Source organism: Enterobacter cloacae complex sp. 2021EL-01169, from assembly GCF_020733125.1.
Classification (GTDB): Bacteria; Pseudomonadota; Gammaproteobacteria; order Enterobacterales; family Enterobacteriaceae; genus Enterobacter; species Enterobacter roggenkampii.
In genome coordinates this window covers 939,494-958,207 of record NZ_JAJFTC010000002.1, presented here as the reverse complement: position 1 = coordinate 958,207, position 18,714 = coordinate 939,494, and the positions used below count along the sequence as shown (strand labels likewise).

The 18,714-nt window shown below is 57.0% G+C and carries 18 protein-coding genes, 2 tRNA genes and 1 rRNA gene; 16 read left to right on the top strand and 5 right to left on the bottom strand.

What is annotated here, in order from left to right:
• Positions 1–5 precede the first annotated feature (5 nt).
• The 3 genes from rrf (at position 6) to dkgB (ending at position 1,218) form a co-directional block, all read left to right on the top strand.
• Positions 6–121 (top strand): 5S ribosomal RNA (gene rrf, locus LLF79_RS11140).
• Positions 122–177: 56 nt separating this feature from the next.
• Positions 178–254 (top strand) — tRNA-Asp (locus tag LLF79_RS11135).
• A gap of 160 nt (positions 255–414) precedes the next feature.
• Positions 415–1,218 (top strand): 2,5-didehydrogluconate reductase DkgB, encoded by an 804-nt coding sequence (gene dkgB, locus LLF79_RS11130; RefSeq protein WP_065101698.1) that lies wholly within the window; start codon positions 415–417, stop codon positions 1,216–1,218.
• 29 nt (positions 1,219–1,247) lie between these two features.
• On the opposite strand, the gene yafC is transcribed toward dkgB, so the two are convergent.
• Positions 1,248–2,153, bottom strand: a complete 906-nt coding sequence (yafC, locus tag LLF79_RS11125) for a DNA-binding transcriptional regulator YafC (protein WP_008500283.1) — start codon at positions 2,151–2,153, stop codon at positions 1,248–1,250.
• A gap of 104 nt (positions 2,154–2,257) precedes the next feature.
• Between yafC and LLF79_RS11120 the strand changes: the two genes are divergently transcribed.
• From LLF79_RS11120 to LLF79_RS11110, 3 genes are all read left to right on the top strand, one after another.
• Entirely contained in the window at positions 2,258–3,433 is a 1,176-nt protein-coding gene (locus LLF79_RS11120; RefSeq protein WP_032674203.1) for an MFS transporter, read from the top strand.
• Between the two features lie 136 nt (positions 3,434–3,569).
• Positions 3,570–4,370, top strand: a complete 801-nt coding sequence (locus LLF79_RS11115) for an endonuclease/exonuclease/phosphatase family protein (RefSeq protein ID WP_025912579.1) — start codon at positions 3,570–3,572, stop codon at positions 4,368–4,370.
• A gap of 76 nt (positions 4,371–4,446) precedes the next feature.
• Positions 4,447–5,220 (top strand): class I SAM-dependent methyltransferase, encoded by a 774-nt coding sequence (locus LLF79_RS11110; protein ID WP_039024637.1) that lies wholly within the window; start codon positions 4,447–4,449, stop codon positions 5,218–5,220.
• Positions 5,221–5,272: 52 nt separating this feature from the next.
• Here the strand turns inward: LLF79_RS11110 and mltD are convergent, their stop codons facing one another.
• A complete protein-coding gene (mltD, locus tag LLF79_RS11105; protein WP_227879532.1) occupies positions 5,273–6,637 on the bottom strand; it encodes a murein transglycosylase D in 1,365 nt (454 codons plus the stop codon).
• A gap of 68 nt (positions 6,638–6,705) precedes the next feature.
• Positions 6,706–7,464, bottom strand: a complete 759-nt coding sequence (gloB, locus tag LLF79_RS11100) for a hydroxyacylglutathione hydrolase (protein ID WP_227879531.1) — start codon at positions 7,462–7,464, stop codon at positions 6,706–6,708.
• A gap of 32 nt (positions 7,465–7,496) precedes the next feature.
• Between gloB and LLF79_RS11095 the strand changes: the two genes are divergently transcribed.
• Positions 7,497–8,213: a class I SAM-dependent methyltransferase gene (locus LLF79_RS11095; protein WP_063436004.1), complete on the top strand. Its 717-nt coding sequence runs from the start codon at positions 7,497–7,499 to the stop codon at positions 8,211–8,213.
• Here the strand turns inward: LLF79_RS11095 and rnhA are convergent, their stop codons facing one another.
• Complete coding sequence (gene rnhA / locus LLF79_RS11090) at positions 8,214–8,681, bottom strand: ribonuclease HI (protein ID WP_008500276.1); 468 nt, start codon at positions 8,679–8,681, stop codon at positions 8,214–8,216. It lies immediately after the preceding gene.
• A gap of 64 nt (positions 8,682–8,745) precedes the next feature.
• Here rnhA and dnaQ point away from each other — a divergent pair, with 64 nt between their 5' ends.
• The 9 genes from dnaQ (at position 8,746) to LLF79_RS11045 (ending at position 17,847) form a co-directional block, all read left to right on the top strand.
• Positions 8,746–9,477: a DNA polymerase III subunit epsilon gene (gene dnaQ / locus LLF79_RS11085; protein WP_206805703.1), complete on the top strand. Its 732-nt coding sequence runs from the start codon at positions 8,746–8,748 to the stop codon at positions 9,475–9,477.
• 132 nt (positions 9,478–9,609) lie between these two features.
• Positions 9,610–9,686 (top strand) — tRNA-Asp (locus LLF79_RS11080).
• A 386-nt stretch (positions 9,687–10,072) separates the two neighbouring features.
• Entirely contained in the window at positions 10,073–10,792 is a 720-nt protein-coding gene (locus tag LLF79_RS11075; protein WP_045909857.1) for a FadR/GntR family transcriptional regulator, read from the top strand.
• On the top strand, positions 10,789–11,802 hold the full coding sequence (locus tag LLF79_RS11070) for an ABC transporter ATP-binding protein (protein ID WP_206805702.1): 1,014 nt from the start codon (positions 10,789–10,791) through the stop codon (positions 11,800–11,802). The genes LLF79_RS11075 and LLF79_RS11070 overlap by 4 nt, the downstream gene beginning before the upstream one ends.
• Complete coding sequence (locus LLF79_RS11065; protein WP_031275319.1) at positions 11,799–12,881, top strand: ABC transporter ATP-binding protein; 1,083 nt, start codon at positions 11,799–11,801, stop codon at positions 12,879–12,881. The genes LLF79_RS11070 and LLF79_RS11065 overlap by 4 nt, the downstream gene beginning before the upstream one ends.
• Positions 12,882–12,883: 2 nt before the next feature.
• Positions 12,884–14,398 (top strand): ABC transporter substrate-binding protein, encoded by a 1,515-nt coding sequence (locus LLF79_RS11060; RefSeq protein ID WP_023343412.1) that lies wholly within the window; start codon positions 12,884–12,886, stop codon positions 14,396–14,398.
• An 18-nt stretch (positions 14,399–14,416) separates the two neighbouring features.
• The gene (locus LLF79_RS11055) at positions 14,417–15,358 is read left to right on the top strand and encodes an ABC transporter permease (protein ID WP_008500268.1); all 942 of its coding nucleotides are present in this window, start codon (positions 14,417–14,419) and stop codon (positions 15,356–15,358) included.
• Positions 15,359–15,360: 2 nt separating this feature from the next.
• Positions 15,361–16,236: an ABC transporter permease gene (locus tag LLF79_RS11050; protein WP_023326740.1), complete on the top strand. Its 876-nt coding sequence runs from the start codon at positions 15,361–15,363 to the stop codon at positions 16,234–16,236.
• 9 nt (positions 16,237–16,245) lie between these two features.
• Complete coding sequence (locus tag LLF79_RS11045; protein ID WP_227879543.1) at positions 16,246–17,847, top strand: gamma-glutamyltransferase family protein; 1,602 nt, start codon at positions 16,246–16,248, stop codon at positions 17,845–17,847.
• Positions 17,848–17,904: 57 nt separating this feature from the next.
• Here LLF79_RS11045 and LLF79_RS11040 read toward each other — a convergent pair whose 3' ends face one another.
• Positions 17,905–18,675, bottom strand: a complete 771-nt coding sequence (locus tag LLF79_RS11040) for an amidohydrolase (RefSeq protein ID WP_227879530.1) — start codon at positions 18,673–18,675, stop codon at positions 17,905–17,907.
• Positions 18,676–18,714: the final 39 nt, after the last annotated feature.

Sequence of the window (18,714 nt, the reverse complement as noted above, 5' to 3'; positions counted from 1 at the left end):
ATTTGCCTGGCGGCTTTAGCGCGGTGGTCCCACCTGACCCCATGCCGAACTCAGAAGTGAAACGCCGTAGCGCCGATGGTAGTGTGGGGTCTCCCCATGTGAGAGTAGGGAACTGCCAGGCATCAAATTTAGTAGTAAGCCGGTGCATTAATCCGGTGGTTACAAGAAGTCTTCGGTGGAGCGGTAGTTCAGTCGGTTAGAATACCTGCCTGTCACGCAGGGGGTCGCGGGTTCGAGTCCCGTCCGTTCCGCCACTTATTAAAAGCCCTGAGCTAACGCTCAGGGCTTTTTTCTTATCTGACGTTTAATTATTGCGAAATCAGCAAAAATCCTCTGCATTTTGCGATCTTTTTCTCTATAACACCGCCAGCGATAATCGTCCTCAGTTTACGAACATAATGATTGAGGAATAGTATGACTCTCCCTGCATTTGGTTTGGGCACTTTCCGCCTGAAAGACGACATTGTTATCGCATCAGTTAAAACCGCACTCGAACTGGGCTATCGTGCTGTTGATACGGCGCAGATCTATGAAAACGAAGCTGCAGTTGGACAAGCTCTCGAAGAGAGCGGTGTACCGCGTAATGAGCTGTTTATTACCACGAAAATCTGGATTGAGAATCTCAGCAAAGACAAGCTGATCCCAAGCCTGAAAGAGAGCCTGAAAAAACTGCGTACTGACTACGTGGATCTGACGCTGGTCCACTGGCCATCACCGAACGATGCCGTCTCCGTGGAAGAATTCATGCAGGCGCTGCTGGAAGCGAAAAAGCAGGGCTTAACCCGCGAAATTGGGATCTCCAACTTCACGATCCCGCTGATGGAAAAAGCCATTGCTGCTGTTGGCGCAGAAAATATTGCAACCAACCAGATTGAGCTCTCTCCATATCTGCAAAACCGCAAAGTGGTGGACTGGGCAAAACAGCATGGGATCCACATCACCTCATACATGACGCTGGCCTACGGTAAGGCGCTGAAAGATGAGGTAATTATCCGTATCGCCGAGAAGCATAATGCGACGGCTGCGCAGGTCATTCTGGCATGGGCAATGGGTGAAGGTTATGCCGTGATCCCATCATCCACTAAGCGTGAAAACCTGGCGAGCAACCTGTTAGCAATGGATCTTCATCTGGATGCTGACGATAAAACAGCGATCGCAGCCCTGGAGTGCAACGATCGCCTGGTCAGCCCGGAAGGCTTAGCGCCAAACTGGGATTAAGTTTGACCCACCCTCTGTAACCTGAACCCTCACACAGCTCCTCCGGGAGCTGTTTTTATATGTTCACTCAGAAAATCGATAAAGGCACGAATGCGCGTACTCACCGCTCTGTCGCTGTAATACACCGCGCTAAAAGGCATTTCGACTGGCAGGCGTTTATCGGCCATCAATTCCACCAGTTCACCCCGCGCAATCTCCTTATCAATCATATAGTCAGACAAACAGGCGATACCGTTGCCTTCAAGACACAATTGCTTCAGCGTCTCCCCGCTGTTGGACGACAACCCGCAGGTGATCTCATGCAACTGACCGTCAGGGCAGGCGACGGGCCAGGTATTTAGCGAAACGGGTTCCGTAAAGCCCAGGCACAAATGCTTTTTCAACTCCTCAACCGTCTCCGGTTTACCATGTTCAGCAATATACTGTGGCGACGCGATAATTTTACGGTAGCTGGCAAACAGCGGGCGGGCCCGCAGGCTGGAATCCGTCAGGGTTCCCGCCCGGATCGCCACATCTACCTTCCGCTCGATGAGGTTAATAAACGTCTCGGACGAGACCAGAGAGAGCGTCATCTCCGGATAGCGTTCACGGAAAGGTTTGATCAGCGGCATCAGAAAATGAAGCACAACCGGCGTGGCTGCATCAATGCGCAGTAACCCACGCGGCGTGCTGCGGGTCTCCATAATCTCGGTCTCTGCTGCGGCCATCTCCTGCAGTACCGACTGCACGCGGCGAAAATAACGCTCACCTTCCTCCGTCAGGCTCAGCTGCCGCGTCGTTCGGTTGAGCAGACTCACCCCAAGCTTCATCTCCAGCTTTTTTACCGAGCGGCTGATGGCTGAGTTAGCCTGTCCCAGCTGTTCGGCCGCGCGGCTAAAGCTGCCGCTTTCAACCACGGCGACAAAGATTGTCAGCTCTTCTGACGTTGCTTTCATTGTTGCACCACCCGCAAAATTCTATTGAGATTTTGACCATTTTTGTTATTTAAGCACTGGCGCATACTGCCTGTCATCTTAATCCTGATGATACGGAGTATTTTATGCCACTGGCGCTACTTGCCCTGACGATCAGTGCCTTCGCAATTGGCACAACCGAATTTGTTATCGTGGGACTGGTTCCCACCATTGCTAACCAGCTTGCGATCTCGCTGCCCTCCGCCGGATTGCTGGTGTCTATCTATGCCCTGGGCGTTGCCGTCGGTGCGCCAGTCCTGACGGCCCTGACTGGACGCTTTCCGCGTAAGCAGCTGTTAGTTGCACTGATGGTGCTGTTCACCGCCGGCAACGTGCTGGCCTGGCAGGCGCCGGACTACACCACGCTGGTCATCGCTCGGCTGTTGACCGGCCTTGCTCACGGGGTGTTCTTCTCGATTGGTTCTACTATTGCAACCAGCCTGGTACCCAAAGAGAAAGCGGCATCCGCCATTGCGATCATGTTCGGTGGGTTGACCGTTGCACTCGTTACGGGCGTACCGTTGGGCACGTTTATCGGACAACACTTCGGCTGGCGTGAAACGTTCCTGGCCGTCTCCCTACTGGGCGTCATTGCCCTGGTGACCAGCCTGCTGCTGGTGCCGTCGAATATTCCTGGCCGGGCCAGCGCTAGCCTGAGCGATCAACTGAAGGTACTTACGCATCCGCGTTTGCTGATCATCTACGCGGTTACGGCGCTGGGCTATGGTGGCGTATTCACTGCTTTTACCTTCCTGGCACCGATGATGCAGGACCTGGCGGGCTTCTCTCCCAACGCCGTGAGCTGGATCTTGCTGGGGTACGGTATTTCCGTTGCGATTGGCAATATCTGGGGCGGCAAGCTTGCGGATAAGCATGGTGCGGTGCCGGCGCTGAAATTCATCTTCGCCGCGCTGGTTGTTCTGCTGATGATTTTCCAGTTCACCGCCTCGATACAGTACGCCGCGCTGGTCACGGTACTGGTCATGGGGATCTTCGCTTTTGGTAATGTGCCAGGGCTTCAGGTCTACGTTGTACAGAAAGCCGAGCTTTATACGCCAAATGCGGTGGACGTGGCATCGGGGCTGAACATTGCCGCATTTAATATTGGTATTGCGCTGGGTTCAATTATTGGCGGACAAACCGTCGAGCACTTCGGATTGACCCAGACCCCGTGGATTGGCGCGGTGATTGTCCTGATCGCCTTCCTGCTGATTGGCCTGAGCGGACGCCTGGATAAGCCAGCCCGCGTTGCGCTGGGGTAACATCAGTAAGCGCTGGCTTACAAGACTGGAAAGCGGTTTCTCAGAAATTGCGTTGAAAGTGTGACCTAAAGTCCCTATAACATTAGAACCAGTCCGTTTTCCGGACTGGTTCATGTTACAGAGGCTGTTTCCAAAAGTGCGAAAAAATACCTATGCCATGCGTTATGTTGCCGGAATGCCCGCGGAGAGGATCTTGCCTCCGGGGTCGTTTGCGAGCATCAGTCAGGCATTACCCGCCGGCACACCGTTAAGCAGCGATGAAAAAATCCGCGTACTGGTGTGGAATATCTTTAAGCAGCAGCGTGCGGAGTGGTTATCGGTACTCAAGAATTTTGGCAAAGATGCCCATCTGGTTCTGCTCCAGGAGGCGCAAACCACCCCTGAGCTGGTCCGGTTTGCCACCACTCACTATCTTGCCGCCGACCAGGTACCGGCCTTTGTTCTGCCTCAGCACCCCTCGGGGGTGATGACGCTTTCAGCAGCACATCCGGTCTATTGTTGTCCATTGCGCGAACGCGAGCCTATCCTGCGTCTGGCGAAATCGGCGCTGGTGACGGTCTATCCACTGCCGGATACCCGTATGCTGATGGTCGTGAATATCCACGCGGTAAACTTCAGCCTGGGCGTGGATGTTTATAGTAAGCAGTTACTTCCGATCGGCGATCAGATTGCGCATCACAGTGGGCCGATCATTATGGCCGGTGATTTCAATGCCTGGAGCCGCCCGCGCATGAATGCGCTGTACCGCTTTGCGCGCGAAATGTCGCTGCGTGAAGTCCGTTTTAGCGATGACCAGCGCAAAAAAGCCTTTGGTCGTCCTCTCGATTTTGTCTTCTACCGTGGTTTAAGCGTGCACGACGCCTCTGTGCTGGTGACGCGCGCCTCCGATCATAACCCTCTACTAGTCGAATTCAGTCCCGGCAAACCTGATAAATAATGGTGTGTCAGGTCTGCCGTGGGGCAGACCTGCGCGGGTGCTGCCCTTCTATTTTTAACCCACAAAGGACAGTACGATGACAACAACACACTCCCATCATGACAACGTAGAAAAACAGTTTGGTTCTCAGGCAAATGCCTATCTGAGCAGCGCCGTGCACGCTTCAGGTCGCGATCTGGTGCGTCTCGGTGAACGTCTGTCGGCATTCCCGCAGGCGCACGTGCTGGATTTAGGCTGTGGGGCAGGGCATGCCAGCTTCACGGCTGCGCAGCAGGTGGCGCACGTAACCGCATATGACTTATCCAGCCAGATGCTGGAGGTGGTTGCTGAAGCGGCGAAAGCGAAGGGACTGGGCAACATTGATACGCGTCAGGGCTATGCCGAATCCTTACCTTTTGATGATGCCTCGTTTGAGGTGGTGATCAGCCGTTATTCCGCGCACCACTGGCATGATGTTGGCCAGGCATTACGCGAAGTCAAGCGCGTTCTGAAGCCGGGTGGCATCTTCATTATTATGGATGTCATGTCGCCTGGGCATCCGGTACGTAATATCTGGCTGCAGACGGTGGAAGCGCTGCGCGACACCTCCCATGTGCAAAACTACGCCAGCGGAGAGTGGTTATCGCTGCTCACGGAAGCGGGGCTGATCGCGCGTTCGTTAATCACAGACCGTTTACCGCTGGAGTTTAGCTCGTGGATTGCGCGTATGCGCACCCCGGAAGCATTAAGCCAGGCTATCAGGCTGTATCAGGAGAGTGCGTCGGCAGAGGTGAAGGCGTACTTTGAACTGCAGGACGATGGTTCATTTACCAGCGATACCATCATGGCGGAAGCGCAAAAAGCGGGATAAACAAAAAAGGCACCGAGGGGAATCGGTGCCTTTTTATCTTTCGGTCGTGTTATCAGGAGTCTGGCGTTGCGCTGTTCTTCACAAACAGCGTCAGCTGGTCGCCCGGTTTCAGATTGTCAGTATCATTGTTCCAGCGCATCACATCTTTGATGTTCACGCCGTGACGTTTTGCGATACTGGACAGCGAATCACCCTTACGCACGCGATAGGTAATGCTATCGCTGTTGCTGGCGAGACGCTGTGCGCTGCTACCTGCACCCACCGTCAGAGTTTGACCCACTTTCAGGCCTGAACTGCGCAGGTTATTCCACTGCTGCAGATCTTTCGCATTCACGCCAAGACGTGACGCAATGCCCGAAAGCGTATCACCTGAACGAACCTTATAGCTGCGGCTGTTAACTGATGATGCATCCGCGATCAGCGTTGACTGAACGGCGGCGATTTCACCCGAAGCTAAAGACTCACGTAACTGCTCAGCATGTTTCTGCGGAACCATTACATACTGCGGGCCACTCGCCCCCAGCGTTGAGCCTTTAACGCCAGCATTAAAGGTTTTCAATTTACTTACCGACATACCCGTCATATCAGCAACCTGTTGAATATCAACCGGATTGCTGAGGCGAACGCGCGCCAGTGCACGACTTTCGTCTGGTGTTGGCAGTTGTACACCGTAACGCTTGCTGTTCTTGAGAATATCGCTCAAAGCCAGCATTTTCGGTACGTAAATCTTTGTTTCCTGTGGCAGTGAGAGCGACCAAAAATCGGTGGATTTACCCCGTGCTTTATTCGCTTTCATTGCCTTCAGTACACGACCTTCGCCGCTATTGTACGCTGCGACCGTTAACAGCCAGTCGCCGTCAAACATCTTGGTCAGACGTTGCATCATGTCGAGAGCGGCTGTCGTTGAAGCGACAACATCGCGACGCGCATCATAGTTGCGGGTCTGTTTCAGACCATAGTTTCGCCCGGTGCTCGGAATGATCTGCCAAATGCCTGCGGCATTGGCGCCAGACGTCGCGTGTGGGTCAAAAGCGCTCTCCACTATGGGTAGGAGTACCAGCTCCATAGGCATGTTACGTTTCTTAACTTGCCCGGCTATCCAGTACATATACGGCTCTGCCCGTAACGTTACATCGTGGAGATAGCTCTTATTACTTAAATACTTCTGTTTCTGTTCGCGAATCCGGCTGTTTTCCGGAATTCCCATCTTTAGCTCGTCGCCAATAGAGGTCCACAAGTCTTGCTCCTGCGCGAAAGATGTCCCATCGTCCATCCAGCGCGCCGAACTTGTAAACTTCCCTGCTTCCCCTTGACCAGCTGCAGAAAGGCTCTGTGCGTGCTGTTGTACGTTGCTGCCGTTCTGCGACTGGCAACCTACAAGCAGGACAGAGGCGAGTAATATCGCTTTTGTCTTCATGTGTGTGTCAATAGTTGCTTAAAAGACGAGCGATGATAACGGCGAATTTTTGAAAAGGCAACCAGCAATTATCTGAAGTTATCTTTCTTTGACCTTAACCATGCAAATCGCTGTTCTGGTTGTTGCAAATTTGTTTCTTGGTTAATTTTGCTAATTAAATCAATATCATATGTTCGCAAAAATAAATTAATTTGGCGCTCGTTTTTCAGAATTACGGGGAGTGTGTTTTGGTTTTTTGCACGTAACTCCTTCACTTTGTGATAATAATCCTGAATCGCCCGATCCTCAGGCAACAGGCTGACGGCAAACTTCATATTCCCTAATGTATACTCATGCGCGCAACAAATAACGGTGTCATCGGGTAATGCGTTAATCTTCTGTAAAGACTGATACATTTGCGCTGGTGTTCCTTCAAACAGCCTTCCGCAGCCCCCTGAGAACAGCGTGTCACCGCAAAAAAGATAAGGCTTACTGTAGAAACACAGATGTCCCAAAGTGTGACCCGGTGTGGCAAATACGGAAAACTCCCACTCGCGTATGAGGATTTTTTCGCCTTCTTCGACTACTTGCGTGACACCCTTATCTTGTGCCTCTGACGGTCCGTAAACCACAACATGCGGAAAATGGGTACGCAGTTCAGGTACACCGCCCGTATGATCGTTATGGTGATGCGTCAACAGAATGGCTTCCGGCTGCCAGCCCTTCTCTTCTATTGCGCGCAGTACGGGGGCGGATTCTCCGGGATCGACAATGACGCATCGACGTTCATCGTCAACCAAAACCCAGATGTAATTGTCCTCAAAAGCAGAAATACTGATAAGATTCATACATTACCTCTTATAGCGTGGCGGGTGTGTTGATGAAACCGGCAAGGATACCTCAGACTGTCGCAGCACCGGAACGTTGGGCGGAACTGCCCTGGGGTGAATACTATCGCGAGGCGTTAGAGCAACAGCTGAAGCCCTGGCTCGCGAAAATGTATGGCTTTCACCTGCTTAAGATTGGCAATCTCAGCGCGGAAATCAATACCGAAAGCTGCGCTATCTCGCATCAGGTGAACGTCTCTCTCGACGGATCGCCGGTTCAGGTGAAAGCAGACCCGTTACATCTGCCGTTTGCGGAAAAATCCGTTGATGCGTGTTTGCTCGCACATACGTTACCCTGGTGCAGCGATCCGCACCGTCTGCTTCGCGAAGCCGATCGCGTGCTGATTGATGACGGCTGGCTGGTGCTGAGCGGATTCAACCCGCTGAGCCTGATGGGCCTGCGAAAGCTGGTACCGGTGCTGCGCCGGACGCCGCCTTACAACAGCCGGATGTTCACCATGATGCGCCAGCTCGACTGGCTGTCACTGCTTAACTTCGAAGTGCTCTGCTACGGCGGCTTTCAGGTGCTGCCCTGGGCACGGCAGGGGGGCGTCTTGTTGAGCACGCATTTGCCTGCCTTAGGCTGCATGCAGTTTATCGTCGCGCGTAAGCGAACCATTCCCCTTACGCTTAATCCCATGAAGCAGAGCAAATCGAAAACGCCGATCCGCCAGACCGTTGGCGCCACGCGGCAGTACAGAAAGCCCTGATCAGGATTCTGGCTGATAGCCCGCGTCCTCATGCGCAGGGTTAGCGGCTGCCGCACGCGCCAGTTCGTCACAGCGTTCGTTTTCCGGATGACCGGCGTGCCCTTTAACCCACTCCCACTTGATCTGGTGCTGGCCCAGGGCGGCATCAAGCCGTTTCCAGAGATCGACGTTCTTGACCGGTTTCTTATCGGCAGTCTTCCAGCCGCGTTTTTTCCAGTTATGGATCCACTGGGTAATTCCCTGACGAACGTACTGGCTGTCGGTACTTAACACCACGTCACAATGTTCTTTTAACGCCTCCAGCGCCACAATGGCCGCCATGAGCTCCATCCGGTTGTTGGTGGTCAGAAAATAGCCTTCGCTAAAAGTTTTTTCATGCTGGCGATAACGCATAATCGCGCCGTAGCCGCCGGGACCCGGGTTGCCGAGACAAGATCCATCGGTGAAAATTTCTACCTGTTTACGCATCTCTGGTAGACTTCCTGTATTTGAAACGTTCAGTTAAACGATAAGTCTGACATAAATGACCGCTATGAGCACTGCAATTACTCGCCAGATCGTCCTCGATACCGAAACCACCGGTATGAACCAGATCGGCGCGCACTACGAAGGGCATAAGATCATTGAGATCGGCGCCGTTGAAGTGGTGAACCGTCGTCTTACGGGGAACAACTTCCACGTCTATCTCAAGCCCGATCGGCTGGTGGATCCCGAAGCGTTCGGCGTTCACGGTATTGCCGATGAGTTCTTGCTGGATAAGCCGACGTTTGCGGACGTGGCTGACGAATTCCTGGAATACATCAGGGGCGCTGAGCTTGTTATCCATAACGCCTCGTTCGATATCGGCTTTATGGATTATGAATTCAGCAAGCTTAACCGTGGTATCCCGAAGACGAATACCTTCTGTAAGGTGACAGACAGTCTGGCGCTGGCGAGGAAAATGTTCCCCGGCAAGCGTAACAGCCTGGATGCACTGTGTTCGCGCTACGAGATAGATAATACCAAACGAACGCTCCACGGGGCGTTGCTCGATGCCCAGATCCTCGCCGATGTCTATCTGACGATGACCGGTGGGCAGACGTCTATGAAGTTCAGTATGGAAAATGAGTCGCAGCAAACGCAGGGCGAAGCGGGTATTCAGCGTGTCGTCCGTCAGGCAAGCCGGCTGCGGGTTGTTTTAGCCAGTGATGAAGAGCTGCTTAATCACGAATCCCGTCTTGATCTGGTGCAGAAGAAGGGCGGCAGCTGTCTCTGGCGTGCCTGAAAAAACGCCGGAATGCCTGTAAAAACATCGTTTGGGCGATTTTTGCAGCAAACGATTCAAAACGCGAGAAAAAGCGTTGACGAGATCGGAGGCGCACCGTAATATGCGCCTCGTTCCCCAAACGGGAACAGTGGAGCGGTAGTTCAGTCGGTTAGAATACCTGCCTGTCACGCAGGGGGTCGCGGGTTCGAGTCCCGTCCGTTCCGCCACTATTCAGAAGGCCTGAATCAGAAATGATTCAGGCCTTCGTCGTTTCAGCCAGCTGTGATTCCATTCCCTCTCTTCTGACTTGTAGTTAACAAAAAGTTAATATCAATAGTGCAATTAATTAACAATTGCACATCATTAGTGCATTCTTTGCACTGTTGTTGTGCATTTTTCCACCGCCGGCTATTCAGGCACGAGTCAGATTGTGTCTCTCTGTAAAAAAGAATTCATACAGAATCATCTGCTTATAACCCGCTATGCAAAAAATTACTGAACCAATTGCAGATTGGTTTGGTTATTGCTTAATCATTAGCACGATAAGCGTCATTCCATATCAATAACTTATCGTTAATAAAAATAAAGCAATGATGAAAGCGAGCGAACCAATATGGAAAAACCGTCACGGTTTCTGGCAAATTCCAGCACCGCGCTTGAGCAGTTGCGCGGGCTAATCAACCAGCATGAGTCAACACCAGGCATTCCGCTGCCCACGGAACGTGAGCTGTCGGACACTCTCGGCGTAGGACGACGTGAAGTCCGTCGTGCGCTGGATGTGCTGGAAGAAGAGGGGCGTATCTGGCGTAAGCAGGGCAAAGGGACCTTTATCGGCCCGTCAGCACCTGTTGAACCGCTGGCCCTTCAGGGACTGGTGCAGCAAACCAACCTGCTGGAAGTGATGGAAGCTCGTCTTCAGCTCGAACCCGGCCTGGCCCGGCTTGCGGCACTGCGTGCCACCAGGGAAAACCTCGCGCTTATGCAGCGCATGCTGGAACGCATCGATAAGGTCAGCCCGGATGACCGCGATCTTAACGAACTCTGGGATAGCGCCTTTCACCGGGCGATTGCCGAGGCGGCGGGCAACCGTCTGATGCTCGGCCTGTTTGATGCCATTGATGCCGTCAGACGTGAACCGGGCTGGCAGCATCTGCGCGAATTAGCCCGCACGCCCGAACGTGTCGATAGCTATAACGACCACCATCACAAGATCATGGCGGCGATTATCCATCGCCAGCCTAATGAAGCTGCGGCCGCCATGCGCGAACACCTGCTCAGCCTGCAAACCGCCCTGATTCAGGCGATCCACCTCGAGGACGACTTCACGCCATGACGACAATCCCCTTTAAGGACGCCACGCCCGTATTGCAAGTAAAAAACCTCAACGTTACGTTCGCGGGCTCGCCGGTAAGCGTGCTTGACGGTATCTCGTTGACCGTCAGGGCGGGCGAAACGCTGGCGCTGGTGGGAGAATCTGGCTGTGGGAAAAGTATCACCTCCCTGGCGCTGATGGGGTTACTGCCCGCCAGCGCACGGATCGTCAGCGGGGAGATGCAGTTTCGTCGCCACGATCTGCGCAAGCTCTCGCCGCGGGAATATGCCGATCTGCGCGGTAGCGAGCTGGCGATGATTTTCCAGGAGCCGATGACCTCGCTCAATCCGGCGTTCACGCTGGGCGATCAGCTGAGCGAGGCGGTTATGCGTCATCAGGACGTCTCGCGCGCAGAGGCGATGAAGATCGCGCTGCAGATCCTCGAGAAAGTGCAGATTCCGGCAGCAGAGATGCGATTGAAAGCCTATCCCCACCAGCTTTCCGGCGGCATGCGCCAGCGCGTGATGATTGCCATGGCGCTGATCAATCATCCTAAATTATTGATTGCCGACGAGCCGACCACCGCCCTCGACGTCACCATCCAGGCGCAAATCCTCGCCATGCTCAACACCTTGAAAGAGGAAACCGGCACGGCGGTGCTAATGATCACCCACGATTTAGGCGTGGTGGCCGAAGTGGCGCAGCAGGTGGCGGTGATGTATGCCGGGCAGGTAGTAGAGCAGGGAAGCGTTGAGGCGATATTTGCCGACCCGCAGCACCCGTACACCATCGGCCTGATGGGCTCGATCCCCTCCCTTGGCGCACGCAAGGGCCCGCTTTCCACTATTCCCGGATCGGTCCCGCTGCCGGAATCCATGCCGCAAGGCTGCCGTTTCGCAACGCGCTGCCCGTTTGCGCAGTCGCGCTGCCATGATGAAAAACCGCCGCTCACCACGCTCGGCGCGGGCCATCGGGTTGCCTGCTTCCGCGTGCCGCTCGAACACCACATCGCCCTGGGAGAGACCGCATGACCACGCCCATTCTGGAAGCTCGGGACCTCAGCAAGCTGTTCCCCGGCCCGAAAAAACTCTTTACCCCGGCCCGGTTCGTCACGGCGGTCGATCGCGTGTCGCTTGCCGTGATGCCGGGCGAAACGCTGGCGATTGTCGGCGAGTCCGGTTCCGGAAAATCCACGCTTGGCCGCCTGCTGCTGCGCCTGCTGGCCGCCAGCGAAGGGCGCGTGTTTTATCAGGGGGAAGAGATCACCCACGCCTCGGGCGCGCGCCTCAATCAGCTCCGCCGCGAGCTGCAGATCATCTTTCAGGATCCCTTCGCCTCCCTGAACCCGCGCATGACGGTGGAGCAGATCGTCGGTGAGCCGCTGTGGCTGCACCAGAACATGAAGAAAGGGGACCGGCAGTACCGCGTTGCCGAACTGCTTAAGACCGTGGGCCTGCCCGCCGCCTGGGCCGGGCGCTACCCGCACGAGTTTTCCGGCGGGCAGCGCCAGCGTATCGGCATTGCGCGCGCGCTGGCCTCAGGACCAAAGCTGCTGCTGGGCGATGAGCCGGTATCCGCGCTGGATGTGTCGGTGCAGGCGCAGGTGGTCAATTTACTGGAAAGCCTGAAGCACCAGCTGGGGCTGACGATGGTGATTGTCGCCCACGGTCTGGCTGTTATTCGCCATATGAGCGACCGCGTGGCGGTCATGTACCTCGGGCAAATCGTCGAGCTTGCCAGCGTCGATGAGATCTTTGACGCACCGCTGCACCCCTATACCCAGGCGCTGATCGCCTCGGCACCGCAGATGCAGCCGGGCGCTGAACGCGACGCGCCGCTGCTGCAGGGGGACTTACCGAACCCGGCCAGTCCGCCGTCCGGCTGCCGTTTCCACACCCGCTGCCCGTACGTCACCGACGAATGCCGTCAGGTCGAGCCGATTAGTCAGGTGCTCGACGGCGGGCGTCAGGTTGCCTGTCATCGCTGGCAGGAGATCAACCGCGATCGCAGCGTTATCCAGATCGCACCGCCATCCGCTGCTTTTCTGCGCCGCCGCGCGCTGTTTGAACACGCGGCCACCCACTCGTCCCTTCCTTCAAGGAACTCATGATAATGACAATGCGTAATTCTCTTTTGACCGTACTGGGAAGTGTTATGTTGCTTGGCGCGGCGCTGCCCGCCCATTCTGAAAGCGTGCTGCGTATTGGCCTGGGGGCTGACCCGGACATGCTCGACCCGCATCTGGCGCGCACCTACTATGGCCGCTTCGTCTTTGCCTCCCTGTGCGACAGGCTGGTGGATGTGGATGAAAACCTGAAGGTCGTCCCCGGTCTGGCCAAAGACTGGGCGTGGAGTGACGACGGTAAAACCCTGACGCTCAACCTGCGCGAAGGCGTGACCTTCCACGACGGTGAGAAATTCGATGCCGCCGCGGCAAAATACAACCTCGACCGCGCCCTGACCTTAAAAGGCTCCCTGCGTAAAAGCGAGATCTCCTCCGTTGAATCGGTCGAGGTCACCGGTCCGATGCAGATTGCCCTGCACCTGAAAACGCCGGATGCGGCACTGCTGATGCAGCTCACCGACCGTGCGGGCGCCATGATGGCCCCTGAAGCGGCAAAAAAGCCTGACTTTGCCGCCCATCCGGTCTGTTCCGGCCCGTATAAATTCGACAGCCGCGTGTCCCAGGACCGCATCGTTCTGACCCGCTTCGACAACTACTGGAACAAAGATGCCTACCACTTCGACAAAATTATCTATCTGCCGATCCCGGATGCCTCCGTGCGCCTCGCGAACCTGCGCGCGGGCGATCTCGATCTGACCGAAGGCATCGCCGCCAGCGATGTTAAAACCGTCGAAGCCGACAGCAAGCTGGCGCTGGCGAAGGTGACCGGTCTGGGCTATCAGGGCATCACTTTCAACATCAATAACGGCAAGGTGCCCGCCAACGATCCGTTCAAGGACGCTCGAGTACGCGAGGCGTTTTCTCAGGCCATCGACCGCGATGCGCTAAACCAGGTGGTCTTTGAAGGGTTGTATACGCCAGCCAACCAGGCGTTTTCCACGGTGAGTCCGTATCACGTCAACCTGCCGGTCCCGCCGCGTGACGTCGATAAAGCCAAAGCCCTGCTCAAAGCGGCAGGCGTCACCGCGCCGCTGACCGTCAACCTGCTGGTGCCGAACAACCCAACCTCGCAGCAGGTGGGGCAGGTGCTGCAGGCGATGGTCGCCGAGGCAGGCTTTAACCTGAACCTGCAGATGACCGAATTCGCCACGCTGCTGGACCGCCAGCAGAGCGGGGACTATCAGCTGAGCTTCTCCGGCTGGTCGGGGCGCCCGGATCCGGACGGCAGCATCTACGGCTTTATCAACAGCAAAGGCACTCTGAACGACGGCCGCTACAGCAACGCGCAGGTCGATGAGTGGCTGACCCAGGCGCGCCAGAGTACCGACCAGGCCGCGCGCCAGCCGCTGTACGACAAGGTGGTGAAGCAGCTGCAAACCGACATGCCGATTGCCTACCTCTACTTCGAGCCGCGTATTTTTGGCCTGAACAAAAGCGTGCAGGGCTTTAAGCCGTACCCGGACGGCATCGTGCGTCTGGCTGGCTTAACGCTTGCGAAATAAGTGTCCTGAGGAGAGCCCATGCTGGAACTGATTTGCAAACGTCTGCTGCTGGCCGTCCCGACGCTGTTGCTGGTGAGCATGATGGTGTTTGGGCTGCAAAAGCTGCTGCCTGGCGACCCGCTGATCGCCATGGCAGGCGAGGAGCGCGACCCGGCGGTCATCGCTCAGCTGCGTGCGGAGCTGAACCTCGATGCCCCGATCCCGGTGCAGTATTTCCACTGGCTGACGCGGGCGCTGCAGGGCGATCTGGGCGTCTCCTTACGCACGCACGAGCCGGTGACGCAGCTGATTGCCAGCAAGCTGCCGGTGACGCTTGAGCTGTCGCTGCTGGCGATGATTATCGCACTGGTGTTTGGCATCAGCATGGGGATCCTCGCGGCGGTGAACAAAAACAGCTGGGTCGATCACGGGGCGAACTTCGTGGCGATCTCGGGGATCTCGATCCCGCACTTCTGGCTGGGGATCCTGTTGATTCTGGTCTTTTCGGTAAACCTGCAGTGGCTCCCCGCGTCCGGTTACGTGCCGTTCAGTGAAGACCCGCTCCAGAACCTGCGCACGCTGCTGCTGCCCGCGTCCGTGCTCGGAACCGGCCTGGCGGCGACGCTGATGCGCCACACCCGCGCCTCGATGATTGCCGTGCTGAAAGCGGATTACATCCGCACCGCGCGGGCGAAAGGGCTGCTGCCGAAGGCGGTGATCCTGAAGCACGCCTTTCGCAACGCGCTGGTGCCGGTGATTACCCTCACCACGCTGCTGTTTGGCGAACTGCTGGGCGGCGCGGTGCTGACCGAGCAGGTGTTCACCATTCCGGGCTTCGGCAAGATGATCGTCGATTCGGTATTTAACCGTGATTACGCGGTGGTGCAGGGCGTGGTGCTGATCGTCGCCATCGGCTTCCTGATGCTCAACCTGCTGGCCGACGTGCTTTACGTCCTTATCAACCCGAAAATGCGAGGCTAACGATGGCGGAACTGACGACACAAACCGTTGCGCCCGCACTGCCGCGGGCGCAAAACCGGGTATTGAAAAAATTCCTCGCCAATAAAAGCGCGGTCATTGGCGCGGCAGTGGTGGGATTCTTTGTGCTGGTGGCGCTGCTGGCGCCGTGGATCGCCCCGTTCGACCCGGTCAAAGCCAACTTCCTGGCGGTGCGCAAAGCGCCGTCGGCGATGTACTGGTTCGGCACCGACGAGCTGGGGCGAGACATCCTATCCCGCATTATCTGGGGAGCGCGCACCTCGCTGATGGCGGGCTGTATGTCTGTGGTGATTGCCGTGGTTATCGGCGTGCCGCTGGGGCTGGTGGCGGGTTACTTCCAGAAAATCTGGGACGGCGTCATCTCGCGCGTGATCGAGGCGCTGCTGGCCTGCCCGTTCCTGATCATGGCGATCGCGCTGGGGGCGTTTTTGGGCCCGAGCCTGACCAACGCGATGATCGCCATCGGCCTTTCCGCGATGCCGATCTTCGCCCGCCTGACGCGCGGCCAGGTGATCGCCATTCGCAACGAAGAGTACATCGACGGCGCGCGGGCAATTGGCCTGCCGGATCGCTGGATCATCATCAAATACGTTCTGCCCAACGTGATGTCGCCGATTCTGGTGCAGGCCACGCTGGCGATTGCCTCGGCGATAATCGCTGAAGCCAGCCTGTCGTTTTTGGGGCTGGGACAGCAGCCGCCCAATCCGTCCTGGGGCTCCATGCTCAACACCGCCAAAGGTTTTCTTGAGCAGGCCCCGTGGATGTCCATTTTCCCCGGCGTGGCGATTTTCCTTGCCGTGCAGGGCTTCAATTTACTCGGCGACGGGCTGCGCGATGCGCTCGATCCGCGCCACGACTAAGGAGTCATGATGACCAAAGCGCTTGATTTTACGTCCGGTTACGCTTCACGCCGTCCGCCGATGCTGGGCCATAACGCTGTTGCCACTTCGCAGCCGCTGGCGGCGCAGGCGGGAATGAAGATGCTGCAGCTGGGCGGGAATGCCGTGGATGCGGCCATTGCCGCCGCGATGGCGCTAACGGTGGTTGAGCCGACCGGCAACGGGATCGGCAGCGACGCCTTTGCCATCGTCTGGGACGGTGAAAAGCTTCACGGCCTCAACGCGTCCGGCCGTTCGCCTGCGAGCTGGCATGCGGATCTGTTTGCCGGTAAAACGGCGGTGCCCGAAATCGGCTGGGACGCGGTGACCGTGCCGGGGGCGGTATCCGGCTGGGTCGCCCTGGCGGAACGCTTCGGCACGCTGCCGTTGACCACCCTGGCGCAGCCCGCCATTGACTACGCGCGCAACGGCTTCCCGGTCTCCCCGCTGATTGGGCATCTCTGGCAGCGCGGCTATAACAAGCTGAAAGATCAGCCGGGCTTCAGCGCCTGTTTCGCCCCGGAAGGCCGCGCCCCGCGCGTGGGGGAGATCTTCCGTAACCCGGCGCAGGCGAGCTCGCTTGAGCTGATTGCCCGCACCAACGGCGAAGCCTTTTACCGCGGTGAGCTGGCGCAGAAAATTGCCGCCTTCGCCAGAGAGCATGGCGCGCACCTGACGGCCGAGGATCTGGCCAACCACCGCGTGGACTGGGTAGAACTGCTGTCACGCGACTTTGCGGGCGGCTCGGTGCAGGAGCTGCCGCCAAACGGGCAGGGGATCGCCACGCTGATTGCGCTCGGCATTCTTGAGCAGTGCGGCATTGAGAAGCATCATCCGGATTCCGTGCAGTCTCTGCATCTCTCTATCGAGGCAATGAAGCTGGCGCTGGCGGATCTCGACCGCTACGTGGCGGACGAAGCACACATGGCGTTCGCGGCGAAAGAGCTGCTGAGCGACCATTACCTGAAGTCGCGCGCGGCGCTGATCAACCACGACAGCGCATCTGATTTTGTCTACGGTTCCCCGACGCAGAGCGGCACGGTCTACATCAGCACCGCGGACGCCAGCGGGATGATGGTCTCGTTTATTCAGTCCAACTATATGGGCTTCGGTTCAGGCATTGTGGTGCCGGATACGGGGATCAGCCTGCAAAACCGGGGCTGCGGATTTGTGCTGGATCCGAAGCACCCGAACGCGCTGGCGGGGAGCAAGCGCCCGTTCCACACCATCATTCCGGGCTTTGCGATGGACGGCAACGGCAAGCCGCTGATGTCCTTCGGCGTGATGGGCGGCCCGATGCAGGCGCAGGGGCACATGCAGATGGCGCTGCGCATCATGCTGCACGGGCAAAACCCGCAGGCGGCAATCGATGCGCCGCGCTGGCGCGTGGTGCAGGGCAGGGAGGTGATCGTTGAATCGACGTTCGATCGCAACACGATTGCCGCGCTGCGCGAGCGCGGGCATCAAATTGTGGTGGAAGATCCGCTTCAGGATTACAACTTCGGTGGTGCGCAGGTGATTTACCGCCTGCCGGAAGGACACTACGTGGCCGCGACGGAAAGCCGCAAAGACGGGCAGGCGTTGGTGAGTTAAAAGAAGCGAGCAACATTGGTAGGCCGGGTAAGGCGTAGCCGCCACCCGGCTTTTTTTTCACTGAATGCTAAAAGGATCCGCATCCTGCCACGCCGGAAACTTCTCCCGGTACTCCTTCAGCGCCGTCAAGGACAGCTCCGCATCAATACGCGTCGCCTGATGCGGCTCGGCGGTGGCGATGATCTCGCCCTGCGGATTCACCACCCGGCTGTCGCCGCGATAGTGATGCCCGTTGCCGTCCGTCCCCACGCGGTTGCAGCCCACCACGTACGCCTGGTTCTCAATCGCGCGCGCCACGAGCAGCGACTGCCAGTGCAGGGAGCGCGGTGCAGGCCAGTTGGCCACATATAGCGCCAGGTCGTAATCGTTGCGGTTACGCGACCACACCGGGAAGCGCAGGTCGTAGCAGACCAGCGGCAGAATACGCCAGCCGCGCCATTCGAACACCACGCGCGCGTTACCGGCTTCATAGTGATGGTGCTCATCCGCCATGCGGAACAGGTGGCGTTTATCGTAAAAATGAACGTTCCCTTCCGGCTCGACCAGCAGGAAGCGGTTCACCGGCCCGCGTTCGGTCTGCAGGGCGGCGCTGCCGGCGATCAGCGCATTAGTCTGCTGCGCTTTGGCATGCATCCATGCAACCACCTCATCCTGCGGCATTGACTGTTTTGCCGCTTCCATGGCGAAGCCGGTGGTGAACATTTCCGGCAGGACAATCACATCGCGCCCGGTAATGTCTTCGAGTTGACGATCGAAGTGGCGCAGGTTGGCGGGGCCATCCATCCACACTAAAGGTTGCTGCAAAATAGAAATCTTCAGACCAGGCACGATACAGACTCCTCAAACGACCACTTTTTGACACTGTAG

Coding starts and splice junctions, on each gene's coding strand:
- LLF79_RS11050 (WP_023326740.1), top strand. CDS start 15,361: ATGGCGGAACTGACGACACAAACCGTTGCGCCCGCACTGCCGCGGGCG.
- LLF79_RS11110 (WP_039024637.1), top strand. CDS start 4,447: ATGACAACAACACACTCCCATCATGACAACGTAGAAAAACAGTTTGGT.
- LLF79_RS11070 (WP_206805702.1), top strand. CDS start 10,789: ATGACGACAATCCCCTTTAAGGACGCCACGCCCGTATTGCAAGTAAAA.
- LLF79_RS11095 (WP_063436004.1), top strand. CDS start 7,497: ATGAAACCGGCAAGGATACCTCAGACTGTCGCAGCACCGGAACGTTGG.
- LLF79_RS11075 (WP_045909857.1), top strand. CDS start 10,073: ATGGAAAAACCGTCACGGTTTCTGGCAAATTCCAGCACCGCGCTTGAG.
- dnaQ (WP_206805703.1), top strand. CDS start 8,746: ATGAGCACTGCAATTACTCGCCAGATCGTCCTCGATACCGAAACCACC.
- LLF79_RS11060 (WP_023343412.1), top strand. CDS start 12,884: ATGACAATGCGTAATTCTCTTTTGACCGTACTGGGAAGTGTTATGTTG.
- LLF79_RS11120 (WP_032674203.1), top strand. CDS start 2,258: ATGCCACTGGCGCTACTTGCCCTGACGATCAGTGCCTTCGCAATTGGC.
- dkgB (WP_065101698.1), top strand. CDS start 415: ATGACTCTCCCTGCATTTGGTTTGGGCACTTTCCGCCTGAAAGACGAC.
- rnhA (WP_008500276.1), bottom strand. CDS start 8,681: ATGCGTAAACAGGTAGAAATTTTCACCGATGGATCTTGTCTCGGCAAC.
- LLF79_RS11065 (WP_031275319.1), top strand. CDS start 11,799: ATGACCACGCCCATTCTGGAAGCTCGGGACCTCAGCAAGCTGTTCCCC.
- mltD (WP_227879532.1), bottom strand. CDS start 6,637: ATGAAGACAAAAGCGATATTACTCGCCTCTGTCCTGCTTGTAGGTTGC.
- LLF79_RS11045 (WP_227879543.1), top strand. CDS start 16,246: ATGACCAAAGCGCTTGATTTTACGTCCGGTTACGCTTCACGCCGTCCG.
- gloB (WP_227879531.1), bottom strand. CDS start 7,464: ATGAATCTTATCAGTATTTCTGCTTTTGAGGACAATTACATCTGGGTT.
- LLF79_RS11055 (WP_008500268.1), top strand. CDS start 14,417: ATGCTGGAACTGATTTGCAAACGTCTGCTGCTGGCCGTCCCGACGCTG.
- yafC (WP_008500283.1), bottom strand. CDS start 2,153: ATGAAAGCAACGTCAGAAGAGCTGACAATCTTTGTCGCCGTGGTTGAA.